This window comes from Streptococcus mitis, from assembly GCF_047464945.1.
Taxonomy (GTDB): Bacteria; Bacillota; Bacilli; order Lactobacillales; family Streptococcaceae; genus Streptococcus; species Streptococcus mitis_EA.
On the sequence record NZ_JASHAX010000002.1, the window covers coordinates 55,176 to 68,832 of the forward strand.

Below are 13,657 nucleotides of genomic sequence, written 5' to 3' on the forward strand. Positions count from 1 at the left end.
AAATTTTATATAAGGAGATTTTTGCAAATGAACAATCAGGAAATTGCAAAAAAAGTCATCGATGCCTTGGGCGGACGTGAAAATGTCAACAGTGTAGCTCACTGTGCGACTCGTCTTCGTGTCATGGTCAAAGATGAAGGAAAAATCAATAAAGAAGTGATTGAGAACTTGGAAAAAGTTCAAGGTGCTTTCTTTAACTCAGGTCAATACCAAATCATCTTTGGTACAGGTACAGTTAACAAAATGTACGATGAAGTTGTTGCGCTTGGCTTGCCAACATCATCTAAAGATGACATGAAAGCAGAAGCTGCGAAACAAGGGAACTGGTTCCAACGTGCTATCCGTACTTTCGGTGACGTTTTCGTTCCAATCATCCCAGTTATCGTAGCAACTGGTCTCTTCATGGGTGTGCGTGGTCTTTTCAACGCCCTTGAAATGCCACTTCCAGATGACTTTGCAACTTACACTCAAATCTTGACAGATACAGCCTTTATCATCTTGCCAGGTTTGGTTGTGTGGTCAACTTTCCGTGTATTCGGTGGAAATCCAGCCGTTGGTATCGTTCTTGGTATGATGCTTGTTTCTGGCTCACTTCCAAACGCTTGGGCGGTCGCTTCAGGTGGTGAAGTAACAGCTATGAACTTCTTTGGTTTCATCCCTGTTGTTGGTTTGCAAGGTTCAGTTCTTCCAGCCTTCATCATCGGGGTTGTCGGAGCTAAATTTGAAAAAGCTGTCCGCAAGGTCGTTCCAGATGTCATTGACCTCTTGGTAACGCCATTCGTGACACTTTTGGTCATGTCTATCCTTGGACTCTTTGTCATCGGACCAGTCTTCCACATTGTTGAAAACTATATCCTTATTGGTACAAAAGCAATTCTTGGCTTGCCACTTGGTCTTGGTGGTTTCTTGATTGGTGGGGTTCACCAATTGATCGTCGTGTCAGGTGTGCACCACATCTTCAACTTGCTTGAAGTTCAATTGCTTGCTGCTGACCATGCTAACCCATTCAACGCTATCATCACAGCTGCTATGACAGCTCAGGGTGCTGCGACTGTTGCGGTTGGTGTTAAAACTAAAAATCCAAAACTAAAAACACTTGCTTTCCCAGCTGCTCTTTCTGCTTTCCTAGGTATTACAGAGCCTGCTATCTTCGGGGTTAACTTGCGTTTCCGTAAACCATTCTTCCTTTCATTGATTGCTGGTGCAATCGGTGGTGGATTGGCTTCTATCCTTGGACTTGCTGGTACTGGTAATGGTATCACCATCATCCCTGGTACAATGCTTTATGTTGGTAACGGACAACTTGCACAATACCTTCTTATGGTAGCTGTATCATTTGCCCTTGGTTTTGCTCTTACTTACATGTTTGGTTATGAGGATGAAAAAGAAGTTGCTACTGAAGTAGAGACAGAACGTTTGGTCCAAGAAGAAACAACTGGTAACATTCCAGCAGCTCTTCAAAATGAAACACTTGTAACTCCTATCGTTGGTGATGTTGTCGCTCTTGCTGATGTTAATGACCCAGTCTTCTCAAGTGGAGCTATGGGACAAGGTATCGCTGTGAAACCAAGCCAAGGTGTGGTTTATGCACCAGCTGATGCTGAAGTTTCAATCGCCTTTCCAACAGGACATGCCTTTGGTTTGAAAACAACTAATGGTGCTGAAGTCTTGATTCACGTTGGTATCGACACTGTAACAATGAATGGTGAAGGTTTTGAAGCAAAAGTTGCTCAAGGTGACAAGGTAAAAGCTGGCGATGTTCTTGGAACATTTGATTCAAACAAAATCGCTGCAGCTGGTCTTGATGATACAACAATGGTTATCGTTACAAACACAGCTGACTTCTCTTCAGTAGCTCCAGTCGCAACAGGTTCAGTTGCGAAGGGTGATGCTCTTATCGAAGTGAAAGCCTAATACTCTTCGAAAATCAAATGCAAACCACGTCAGCTTTATCGGCAACCTCAAAACAGTGTTTTGAGCAGCCTTCGGCTAGATTCCTAGTTTGCTCTTTGATTTTCATTGAGTACTATATTCCCTCTCAAAATGAAAACGAACAAATGACATGTTTGTTCGTTTTTGCTTGAATGGTAAGATTTACAGAGGAAAATCTAAAAAATTGAGAAACTTAGATTTTTAAAATATGCTATAATAAAGAAAATAAAAACAAGAGGTTTATCATGACAAAATTATATGGAAGCTTGGAAGCTGGCGGTACAAAGTTTGTCTGTGCTGTCGGTGATGAAAACTTTAACGTTGTGGAAAAAACACAATTTCCAACAACAACTCCAATCGAAACAATCGATAAAACCATTGAGTTCTTCTCAAAATTCGATAACCTTGCTGGTCTTGCAGTTGGTTCATTTGGTCCGATTGATATTGACAAAAATTCAAAAACCTATGGCTTTATCACAACAACTCCAAAACCTCACTGGGCAAATGTGGACTTGCTTGGTGCCCTTCGTCGCGCCCTTAACGTGCCAATGTACTTCACAACAGACGTAAACAGCTCTGCTTATGGTGAAGTGGTTGCCCGTAACAATGCTGGCGGTCGTATCGAAAACTTGGTTTACTACACAATCGGTACAGGTATCGGTGCAGGTGTTATTCAACGTGGTGAGTTTATCGGTGGTGTGGGTCACCCTGAGATGGGTCACTACTATGTGGCTAAACACCCAATGGATATTGAAAAAGAATTCAACGGTGTTTGTCCATTCCACAAAGGATGTTTGGAAGGCTTTGCGGCTGGTCCAAGTCTAGAAGCTCGTACAGGTATTCGTGGTGAAAACATTGAACTCAACAGCTCTGTCTGGGATGTTCAAGCCTACTACATCGCTCAAGCTGCTGTCAATGCTACAGTAACTTTCCGCCCAGATGTGATCGTCTTTGGTGGTGGGGTCATGGCTCAACAACACATGCTGGACCGTGTCCGTGAGAAATTCACAGCTCTTCTCAATGGCTACCTACCAGTGCCAGACGTGCGTGACTACATCGTGACACCAGCAGTTGCAGGAAATGGTTCTGCTACACTTGGGAACTTTGTTCTTGCAAAAGAAGTTTCAAAATAAACCACAAAATCCGCTTGGGCAACCAAACGGATTTTTTATGTGTCAAAGCATTTGCCAGAAAAAGTCAATAATATAGGTCAGACCGTAGGTATAAACCACGAGGGTAAAGGGTTTGGTCAGAACGATGATGATCATATAACGCTTGAAGCTCATCTTGGTCAGGGCGGCCAGCATACAGAGAAAGTCAGCTGGACTAATGGGCCAAATCATCATAAAGATAAAGAAACGGTCAAAACGATTGCCCTTATCCAACCAGCCGATATACTTGTCATAGGTGCGCTTGCTGACGACAGACTGGACAAAGGCAGCCCCATAGAGGCGCACCAGATAAAAGATAATGGCACAGCCAATCACGATGCCGATATAGTTGTAGATTGTCCCGATGATGTGACCGTAAATAAAGACGCCAGCCACAGAGGTCAAGGCCCCTGGAATGATAGGGACGACCGTTTGTAGGATCTGTAAAAAGATAAAGAGAGGTGGCCCCCAGATACCTGCCTGCTGGATAAAGGCAGAGAGGGTTTCCTTAGACTGTAAAATCCCAGCCTGATAAGCCCAAATACAGAAAATCAAACTCCCAACCCCACCGACAATCGATGAGATGTTGATAACTTGCTGCAGAAGGGGAGAAACAGCTTTCATTTGTTTATTCTGTGACATGTAAACTCCTCATAGATAGTATATTTCTACTATACCATATTTTGGAGGAGAAAGGGGGAATGAGTGTTTTTGCTATGGGAAGAGTGATGGAATTTGAGGCTAAACATGCTATAATAAAGGGAGCAGACATGTAGCAAAGGAGAGAGTATGATACAGGTAAAACCAGAACTGGAGATAGAAAAACAGCTGATCAACCAACTGGTGACTGGGGAAAGTCAATGGACTTACAGAGATGACCTTAAAACAGAAGAGCAATTATGGGAAAACTTCTTTGAAAAGCTAGCCCAGAACAATGTGGCTTTATTGGCAGATCATCCCCTGACAGAACAGGAAAAACGCCAGATAAAGAATCAACTGAACTTTGTTAGCTACTATGATGCAGCCAAGTGGTTGGTCGGCGAAAATGGTATTGCCAAGGTTGAGGTTCAGAGAGAAGATGCTAGTTTGGGGACTATCCGTTTATCTGTCATTTGGCGAGACAATATCGCAGCTGGTAAGTCTAGTTATGAGGTTGTCAACCAAGTCGAGAGAGATAAGATAAATCCTCAGGATCGAGACCGCAGGCTAGATGTGACCCTCTTGATCAATGGCCTTCCAATGATTCAGATTGAGCTTAAAAGTCCCCGAGTTGCTTTTTTAGATGCCTTTCATCAAATCAAGAAGTATGATAGAGAAGGAAAGTTCCGTGGCCTCTACTCTAGCTTACAGATGTTTGTTGTGACCAATAAAGTAGACACACGCTATATTGCTGCAGCTAGGGAAAATAAACTCAACAAGCAATTTCTAACTAAGTGGGTGGATAAGGACAACCAACCCATAACGAGCTTGACCAGCTTTGCCCACGAAGTCCTTTCCATCCCTCGTGCCCACCAGATGGTTATGCAGTATTCTGTCCTTGATGATAGCAAGAAGGCTCTTATCCTCTTGCGTCCTTACCAGATTCACGCCATCGAAGCAGTGCAAGAAGCCTCTCGCCAGCAAGCATCTGGCTATGTCTGGCACACGACAGGTTCAGGGAAGACCCTGACTTCTTATAAGGTGGCGAGAAATCTCCTTCAAATCCCATCCATCCAAAAGACGATTTTTGTCGTTGACCGCAGAGACTTGGACCAACAGACTACTTCATCCTTTCTCTCCTATGCGACCAATGATGTCATTGATATTGATGAGACGGATAATACTCATGATTTGGTAAAGCGACTAGGAAGTAATGATAAGCGTGTGGTGGTAACGACCATCCAGAAAATTACCACCATGATGCGTAAGTTTGAGCAAGGTCTTTACCAAAGAGATGCGGACAAAATCAAGGGTCTTCGAGTGGCCTTTGTCGTGGATGAATGCCACCGTGCCGTTACGCCACAAACACAAAAAGACATTAAGGGCTTTTTCCCACAGTCTCTCTGGTACGGTTTTACAGGCACACCTATCTTTAAGGAAAATAAACGCCAACAAGTTGGCGATCTAGCCCAAACCACCCAGCAACAGTACGGTGACCGTCTCCATGAGTATACAGTCAAGGAAGCCATCCATGATGGAGCTGTCTTAGGCTTTAAGGTCGATTATCGCAATACCCTCATCACGGATAAATCCGAAAATGACCTACCAGATACTGTCTACGAGGATGAGGAGCATATGCTGGAAGTCTTGGATGCCATTATCAATAAATCGCGTCAACAATTAGGCTTCCAAAAAGGAGTGGGTAAGACCTATAATGCTATCCTGACCGTCAAATCCATCCCTCAAGCCCAAGCCTACTATGACCTCCTCAAACGAGTCAAAGCTGGGGAGACGAGGGTTAAGGTATCGGAAAGGGTTAAGCAGGTTCTTCCAGACTTTCCAAAGGCGACCATCACCTACTCGGTCACAGAAAATGAAGAAGACTCAAGAGCCAACCAAGACCACATGAAGCAGGTTTTAGAGGACTATAATCAAGAGTTTGATACCCACTTTACCATGGCGGATCTGCGTGGCTTTAATACGGATGTCAATAACCGCCTAGCTCGAAAGCAGGACAAATACCTCTGTCGCAAGGAACAGTTGGACTTAGTCATCGTGGTCAATCGTCTCTTAACAGGATTTGATGCCCCTTGTCTATCGACTCTCTTTATTGACCGCAAGCCTATGCAACCGCAGGACTTGATTCAGGCTTTTAGCCGAACCAACCGTATTTTTGATAGCAGTAAGACCTATGGTCATATCATCACCTTTCAAAAGCCTCTAGCCTTTAAGGAAGCAGTAGATAATGCCCTCAAGCTCTACTCAAATGGTGGAGAAAACGAGGTCCTAGCTCCAAGCTGGGAAGAGGAAAAGAGAAACTTCTTGAGGAGTTGCAGTGATTTCAAAAATCTTGCTACTGATGACTATGTGAATGGTCTAGATTTCGAGCAAGTCTCTACGCCTGAGTTGAGGAAACTAGCTAAAACCTATCAAGCCTTTGATAAATACCTAGCCTCTATCCGAGTGTATAAAGAGTATGATGAGGAAGAGCTTTACAGTCAGACGGGACTTGATGGAGAAAAGTTGGAAAGGTATCTGGGCCTTTATCGAAATGTCCTTGCAGAATTAAAAAGCCGAGTAGAGGATGATGACGATGGAGAGCCACTTGATATCCACTATGAACTGGAATCTATCCAAGTGGACGAAATCAACTATGCCTATATCTTAACCTTGATTCAAAGCCTGATCGAGCAAGGACAGAGTCAAGAAAAGAACCTAAGCGCTCAAGATAAGGAAGCAGTAGATAATTATATTCAGAGTCTTGAGAAAACCAATCCAAATCTTGCCCAGATTATCACTGAACTTTGGAGAGAAGTTCAAGCAAATCCAGAAAGCTATCGTGGTCAGTCTATCGCAAATATCTTGGATCAGATGATTGAGGCGGTCATCCAGCAACACATCCAAGTCTTTAGCAAGCGCTGGTATGTCGGCGAAGATGAACTCCGTTACTATGTCGAACACTACCGTAAGGGAGCTAAAAAACAACTAGGAGAAAGCCAGCTGACTAAGAGCCAGCGTTATCAGGACTATAAGCTAGAGGTGGCGGATGCCCTCAATCCTCTCCTCTATAAAAAACAAATCAAGGAAGCCTATACCCAGCTAGTAGAGGAAGTCATTGAGCCGTTGAGGGTTGGGAGATAGGCCTTCGAGACTTAGAATAGGTCTCTTTCCTAAAGTTTACATGTATTCTAGCTTTAGAATAAGCGTAATTCCATAAATTTAAATGCATTCTACGTTTCGAATAGCTTATCTTAGAGAGTTTTGAGGTCTTCGAGCTTTCGAATAGTCGTCTTACCTAAAGTTTATATGTATTCTAAAGCTAGAAAAGTTAAAATCTAAAAATAGTAAGAGTCTCTATCTGATGGACGGTATGTGTTTCCAGTCAGATAGGGATTTTTTAATTTGGAAATGTCTGATTTGTTCTGAAAAGTACATTTTAGATGGAAATAATGGCAGTTGAGCGGATGGGAGCCGAAATGTTTTGAAGAACTGTTAGAATGGATGTATCAACTTAAAAGAGAAAATTGATGAAGAAAGTTAAAGATTATGAGGAGAGTATGCTATCGACACTTCCTTTATGGGGGCTTCTATTTTTGGTCTGTGCATTGTTTCAAGTTTTTGTATTTAAGGATAGACCTTTGATTCAACCTGATAGACAAGGAAGCATTGTAAAAACAGATCAAAAACAGGTCTATCTTCCAGAACTAATCCAGTCTTTGTTTGATCAAGAAGATAATAAATGATTCGTTAAATAGAAAGGATATCATCATGACAAAAATATACGCTATTCGCCCACTTAGTTACAGCAACTTTACCAACCGTGAATTTGAAAGCCTGATGATGGATACTCATCAAAGTTTGGAAACTTTTTCTAAGGCAAACAAGGATGAAGCTATGTATGCCAAACATTTGGAACCCTTCAAGACCAAGCTAGATGATTTTCAAGCTCAACTTGCGGCGGTGGAAACGAAAGAATCTAGTAATCTGACAGAAGTTGATCGCAATCGAGATAGTGCCTTGGTCGGTCTCTTTACCCTTCATAGAGGATTTGCGAAGATTAAGGATGCCAAACTCAAAGAAGCTCATGAAACTCTGAAACCAGTCTTTGCCAAGTATAAGGACATCACTAAGCATAGCAATGATGTGGAGACGGCAGAAATAAAGAGCCTGCTCAAAACGCTTAGTGAAACACCCTATCATGAGGCAGTTACTAGTCTAGGACTGACCCCTATGCTGACGGCGGTGATCAATGCTCAAGAGGAATATGACCAAGTGGAGAGTAAGGCGCGTGCTTCTAAGTCTGCCAAGGAAGTTGGCAAGACCAGACAACTCCGTACAGAACTTTCAACCAGCTACGACCTCTTTATGCGCTATACCGCAGCTAGTGCAGAAGCCTACCCTGAAAAGGAACACCTGACTCAACTCCTCAAGGAACTCAATAGCATCCGAGATAGCAAGCGCCGTCTTATTACTAGTAGCAAGAAAGATAAAAAGACTAAACCAGCAGAACCAGCCCAAGCAGCAGGATAAAGACAACCCCTTAGAAGCGGATTTCTAAGGGGATTTTTGTGGTTTCGTGGTATAATTTTAGTAAGTAGTTCTTTAGAATTGTTACTGGACTTAACTTATTTTTTAATAAATAGATTATTGTAATGAAGGTAAAGTTTATGATAGGTTGTAATAGTGAGGAAGAAAATAAAAAGGAATCGGAAAAAGTCTTTTCAGAACTAAAATCAGAGTTTATGGATTTAGAAATAGCAAGAGATGAATTTCAAAAAATCAGTTCAGTTATCACCGAGAGTATAAAACCAATTACTGAGACGTATTCAAAAATATTGTCGCAAATAGTGATTCCAAAAATAGATTTGAGTCCAATGCTTTCAGTGATTGATAAGATAAGAGAGTCTTATTCCTATACGTTTCGATCATTAATTAATACTTTTTCTTATATTGATTTTGAAAAATATAAAAAAGATTTAGAGGAACTTGATAAAAGAAAAATAGCACAATTCTTGCACTTTGATATCTATCCTCCGTTATTATTCATTGATGAAATGGAACCATATGAAATAGAAGATCAAAAAGAAGCTAATATTGTATTGATGGAATATCTATCATTATGGGAAGAAGAATATGGTAGGACAGTTTATGATTTCGTCCCTAAATCACTTAAAACTTACAGAGAGATAGAACAATTACAAAATCTTGAACAATTAAAAATGTATAAAACAATGGTCATGTTTTGTTGTGAAAGAATTGAAAATGTACTAGCTAAACTCCAACTACAAGAACAAGAGAAAAAGCAATCTGAACTTAAAATTTCGAATGAATCGTTTAGAAATTTTATAGATTCTTTAAATCATGATGAATTCTTAAAAGAGTTAATTTCACATATTGCATATATTTCTGAATATCACGATAAAGGTTTTAGGGAGATAAACCTTTTCAAGAGATTTGAGAACTTAGGCGAAGAATATGATGAAGAAACACTCCCATTAAATAGAAATTTATTTATGCATGGTTTAGTTGATGAAAAAATTGTGAATTATTTAATGATTCAAAAAGCGATTCTAGCTTATTCTTTCTTTGTACAACTATATGTGTTAAAAACTAGAAATAGTAAAGATGCTAGAATAAAAGGTCTGAGAAGAAAAGGAATTTCTAGAATGTCAAAAAGCCAAAGGAGATTTTATGCTAACGAATCAAGAAATTGAAGATATTGTAAGAGAATTCTTTTATCAAGGAACAGAAGGGGAATATTGGGATTTTAAAGAAAAACCATATTTTTATGAAGGTCAAAGTAAAGAAGAAAAAAATAAAAAGAAGAATGATCTTCTCCATGATATTATTTGTATGGCAAATAATTTAAGTAACCGAGATGCATACATTATCATGGGAATTCAAGATAAACCCATTAAGATAACTGGAGTTAAGCAATTTTCGAATAAGTGGACACAAGAAAAATATCAAGATTTTTTACAAAATTTAACTTGGGCTGGAGATATGATTCCGACAGTTGAATTTCGAACTATAAATGATGGAGATTTAGATGTTTTAATTATAAAAAAATCAAACAAGATTCCATTTTATATAACTAAAAAATATAGTAAAGTTAGAGAAAATCAAATTTATGTTCGAAAAGGTTCTAAGAATACTGCAATTGATAGTCAGGCAGAAATAGGCGATATTGAAAAACTATTCGAATTTAGATTTGGATTAACTCCTTTCCCTAAGGAACGTGTTATTAACTATATAACTGACCATAATCAATGGACTGAGATGAAAGGGAATTATGAAACTCGTTCTTGGTATTATGAGAAATTTCCTGAATATACGATGGAATTAGTTGATGATCCACAGAACGATGAACTTAGGGCTCCAGTTTATGCCCTCATTCATCCTAATTCAAGATGCACATGGGAGATTTTACGTCTAAAATACCACCAAACAATCTTGTTGGAATTCAGTTCACATTATATTGATGAATATAGGGGGATATCTGTTCAACCAAAGTATAATTTTTTAAAATTATTCGACAGGATGGACAGTATAAAGTTTCCATCTATGTATTACTATTATTTGTATAACTCTGTCGAAATAGAATTGATGTATTTGTTAAAAGAATTAATGCAACAAGATGGTGAAGCACGGAGAAGACATTTAAGTTTAATTCCTGTTTTCTATGACGATGATGAAAGAAATGCAATAGAAGAATATATTGAAGAAAATAGAACTGATATTCTTGTAAAAATAAAAAAAGAAAGTGAGAAGGTTTGTTTGGGTTACAACTATGAAGGAGATGAGCAACATAGTAAATGGGATAAAGAAGAAATAGCAGTAACCAAAGTTGTTAAAAATATTTTAGATGAGTATAGGAAAAATAAGATATATGAAAAAACAAAGTAATACTCCAGAAATAAGGTTTCAAAATTATGAAGATAAATGGGATATAGAAAAATTAATAAATATTTTCGGTACTATAAGAAATGCTTTTGTCGGAACTGCAACTCCTTATTATGTTGAGGAAGGTAAGTTTTATTTAGAATCTAATAATGTCAAAAATGGCAAAATTAATTATAATTCTCAGATTTTCATAAATGATGAATTTTATGAAAAACAAAGAGATAAGTGGTTGAAAACAAATGATATTGTAATGGTACAATCTGGACATGTAGGTCACACAGCTGTTATTCCAGAAGAATTAAATAATACTGCTGCTCATGCTCTGATAGTTTTTACTGATTATAAAAAAGAAGTAAATCCTCATTTCTTAAATTATCAATTTCAATCTAACGGTAAGAGAAAAGAGCTTGATTTAATTTCTACTGGTAATACTATTAAGCATATTTTAGCTTCAGAGATGAAAAACTTTAAGATGGATTTCCCTACATTTGAAGAACAATCTGCCATCGGCTCCCTCTTCCGCATCCTCGACGACCTTCTTGCAAGCTACAAGGATAATCTTACCAACTACCAATCTCTCAAGGTGACTATGCTCTCTAAGATGTTTCCTAAAGCTGGACAGACAGTTCCAGAGATTCGTTTAGATGGATTTGAAGGTGAATGGGTTGAAAAAAGATTAAAGGATATATCTAAACGTGTGACACGAAAGAATAATGATTTAGTGTCAGAAAGAGCCTTAACGATATCGGCTCAATTCGGTTTGATAGATCAGGAGGAATTCTTTCAGAAAAAGATAGCTTCGAAAGATGTAAGTGGATATTATCTTATAAAAAATGGGGAGTTCGCATACAATAAAAGTTATTCGACAGGTTATCCCTTAGGAGCAATAAAGCGTCTTGATAAGTATGAGAATGGAGTATTATCTACTTTGTATATTCTTTTTAAAGCAGTAGATGTTGATTCGGACTATCTTGCTCATTATTATGAAAGTGATAAGTGGCATAGAGAGGTTTCAATGTGTGCTGCTGAGGGAGCGCGAAATCATGGATTATTAAACATTGCACCAGCTGATTTTTTCAATACTAGATTAGTAATACCTAAAGAACTTGCTGAACAACAAGCCCTCGGTGCTTATTTTTCAAATCTTGATAACATCATCAACTCTAACCAAGAAAAAATTACTCAGCTTGAGACTTTGAAAAAGAAACTCTTGCAGGATATGTTTATTTAGGTAAATCAACATGGAAAAGAATTATATTAAACTAGAGAAAATCGATACATCAACAGCAGCAAAAAATTTTGCTGATTTATTAAAAGAAAATAAAACGTATTTTCTTAATGGGAATTGGGGGTCTGGTAAATCTACTTTTCTTAAAGATATCAATGATACGAAACAAGTTAAACTAGTTACTATTGATTTTTGGAGATTAAATGACAGTCGTTCAACTTTAGAGACAGTTTTTGCGAATTTACATCCATTGGTTTATTGTGGCTTAAGATTAATTATAATTCTAAGCATTGCATTATCAATCTTGATGACTAATGTAGTTGATTTGGGTTTAAGTGTTCTTGTACCTAATTGCGTTGTTTTATTTGCAGGAGTAATTGCTTTAATAGTTGCAATCTATCAGTTTTTGAAAATAAAATCAGATGGCTTTTTTAGTTGTTTACTAACATCTAAATGTCTCTCATTATCTGGTAAAGTCTTGGTAATTGATGACTTCGATAGAATGACTAAAGAACAGCAAGAAGCAAGTTATAAAGTTTTTAGTTTATTAAATGGAAAACTTCCGATTATATTTGTTGGAGATATAGAACTTCTACATAAAAATGATAACAATTACCTTTCAAAGATTATAGATCGACGTATTGAGCTTCCATATGTTTTGCATCCTACGAGAATATGGGGAGATTATTTTGAACAACTAGAACAGAGATTTGAGATAAAGATTTCTGATAATTTTATTAATCTTGTTATGAAGGAAAATAGAAATTTAAGAGACAGAGAACGTTTTAATGATTATGTTAACCTAGAATTGATTGGGCGGAATAAAAAGGAGTATGTTCTAGTTGAACAACAAATGGTTGTTATTTATCTATATATTTTTTATCCTGAAATCTATAATGTCTTATTAAAGATGGGAAGAATTTCCGATAGTTTGGCACAGAAAGATGCTCATATAGTAAAGTTATTTAGAATTTTGGAGGAAGAGCGTAGTGTTTATCCTTATCCATTTTCTTCAAATGCAGAGGCATATTTGATTAGTGAAACCCCTTCTAATAAGACTTTGGATGACTTGAATACTCTTATTGAAAATCCTTCGTTATTGTACAATGAATTGAGTAGTTTGACTAGCTCGGATTTAACAACATATATAACGACCTCTTTTAATAATAGTGATTTCAATTACCGTAAACAATTGTTTGCAACATCCTTTAAGTTGTCAGAAGAAGGGAAAAATAATTGGTTGATAGATTTTATTATAATGAATATAGCTAAATATATCATTGGATATCCAGTTTATGGTCCTAGTCAACTTAAAGAAGATACTAAACCAACGTTTATAAGTCAAGTTGAAGAATTTTGGAGCAAAAATACAGTATTGACAGATTTTTCTGATATTCTTTATTATTCTTTTAAGCATAAAATTATTAGCAAATATGATATTCGAGGTTTAAAAACGGATATTAGTCCATTTGATGAGATGTTTTCGTCTTTTAGAAGAAAAGAGCAGATAATATTATTCTACATATACATCAATAAGATGGATGAGTATTTTTCTAAGTGGGATGAAGCTCTATTAAATGTAATAAAAAACCTCAACAATCAAGAGTTTATAGATTTCTTATTAGGATTTGGTTATATTCGCAATGGTGATGACAATGATGAGGATGTTTTTAAAATTTATGGAAAACCATATGTTGTAGATTTTAAATTTAAAAAATTAGCAGATAATGAGTATTTTGATAAGATCTCAGATGTATTTGATAATCGGCTAAATGAAATAAAAGATAAATAATTTTATACGAAA

At 37.6% G+C, this 13,657-nt stretch carries 10 protein-coding genes; 9 read left to right on the forward strand and 1 reads right to left on the reverse strand.

The annotated features are described in order from the left end of the window. Positions 1 to 27: 27 nt before the first annotated feature. Positions 28 to 1,914 (forward strand): sucrose-specific PTS transporter subunit IIBC, encoded by a 1,887-nt coding sequence (locus QM424_RS02965; RefSeq protein ID WP_414392909.1) that lies wholly within the window; start codon positions 28 to 30, stop codon positions 1,912 to 1,914. A 263-nt stretch (positions 1,915 to 2,177) separates the two neighbouring features. Beyond that, positions 2,178 to 3,065, forward strand: a complete 888-nt coding sequence (gene scrK, locus QM424_RS02970; protein WP_033685440.1) for a fructokinase ScrK — start codon at positions 2,178 to 2,180, stop codon at positions 3,063 to 3,065. A gap of 42 nt (positions 3,066 to 3,107) precedes the next feature. Here scrK and QM424_RS02975 read toward each other — a convergent pair whose 3' ends face one another. Next, the gene (locus QM424_RS02975) at positions 3,108 to 3,725 is read right to left on the reverse strand and encodes a TVP38/TMEM64 family protein (RefSeq protein WP_414392910.1); all 618 of its coding nucleotides are present in this window, start codon (positions 3,723 to 3,725) and stop codon (positions 3,108 to 3,110) included. 147 nt (positions 3,726 to 3,872) lie between these two features. Between QM424_RS02975 and QM424_RS02980 the strand changes: the two genes are divergently transcribed. The 7 genes from QM424_RS02980 (at position 3,873) to QM424_RS03010 (ending at position 13,645) form a co-directional block, all read left to right on the forward strand. Next, positions 3,873 to 6,863: a type I restriction endonuclease subunit R gene (locus QM424_RS02980; protein WP_414392911.1), complete on the forward strand. Its 2,991-nt coding sequence runs from the start codon at positions 3,873 to 3,875 to the stop codon at positions 6,861 to 6,863. A 386-nt stretch (positions 6,864 to 7,249) separates the two neighbouring features. Beyond that, positions 7,250 to 7,465 (forward strand): hypothetical protein, encoded by a 216-nt coding sequence (locus QM424_RS02985; RefSeq protein ID WP_414392912.1) that lies wholly within the window; start codon positions 7,250 to 7,252, stop codon positions 7,463 to 7,465. A 25-nt stretch (positions 7,466 to 7,490) separates the two neighbouring features. After that, positions 7,491 to 8,252: a DUF6261 family protein gene (locus QM424_RS02990; RefSeq protein WP_414392913.1), complete on the forward strand. Its 762-nt coding sequence runs from the start codon at positions 7,491 to 7,493 to the stop codon at positions 8,250 to 8,252. Between the two features lie 137 nt (positions 8,253 to 8,389). After that, positions 8,390 to 9,436, forward strand: coding sequence for a hypothetical protein (locus tag QM424_RS02995; protein ID WP_414392914.1), 1,047 nt, complete (start codon positions 8,390 to 8,392; stop codon positions 9,434 to 9,436). Further along, positions 9,414 to 10,628 (forward strand): ATP-binding protein, encoded by a 1,215-nt coding sequence (locus QM424_RS03000; RefSeq protein ID WP_414392915.1) that lies wholly within the window; start codon positions 9,414 to 9,416, stop codon positions 10,626 to 10,628. The genes QM424_RS02995 and QM424_RS03000 overlap by 23 nt, the downstream gene beginning before the upstream one ends. Further along, positions 10,612 to 11,856 carry a restriction endonuclease subunit S gene (locus tag QM424_RS03005; RefSeq protein ID WP_414392916.1) on the forward strand — a complete coding sequence of 415 codons (1,245 nt, stop codon included), beginning with the start codon at positions 10,612 to 10,614 and terminating at the stop codon, positions 11,854 to 11,856. Before QM424_RS03000 ends, QM424_RS03005 begins: the two co-directional genes overlap by 17 nt. 10 nt (positions 11,857 to 11,866) lie before the next feature. Next, on the forward strand, positions 11,867 to 13,645 hold the full coding sequence (locus QM424_RS03010) for a P-loop NTPase fold protein (protein WP_414392917.1): 1,779 nt from the start codon (positions 11,867 to 11,869) through the stop codon (positions 13,643 to 13,645). The last annotated feature ends 12 nt before the right edge of the window (positions 13,646 to 13,657 follow it).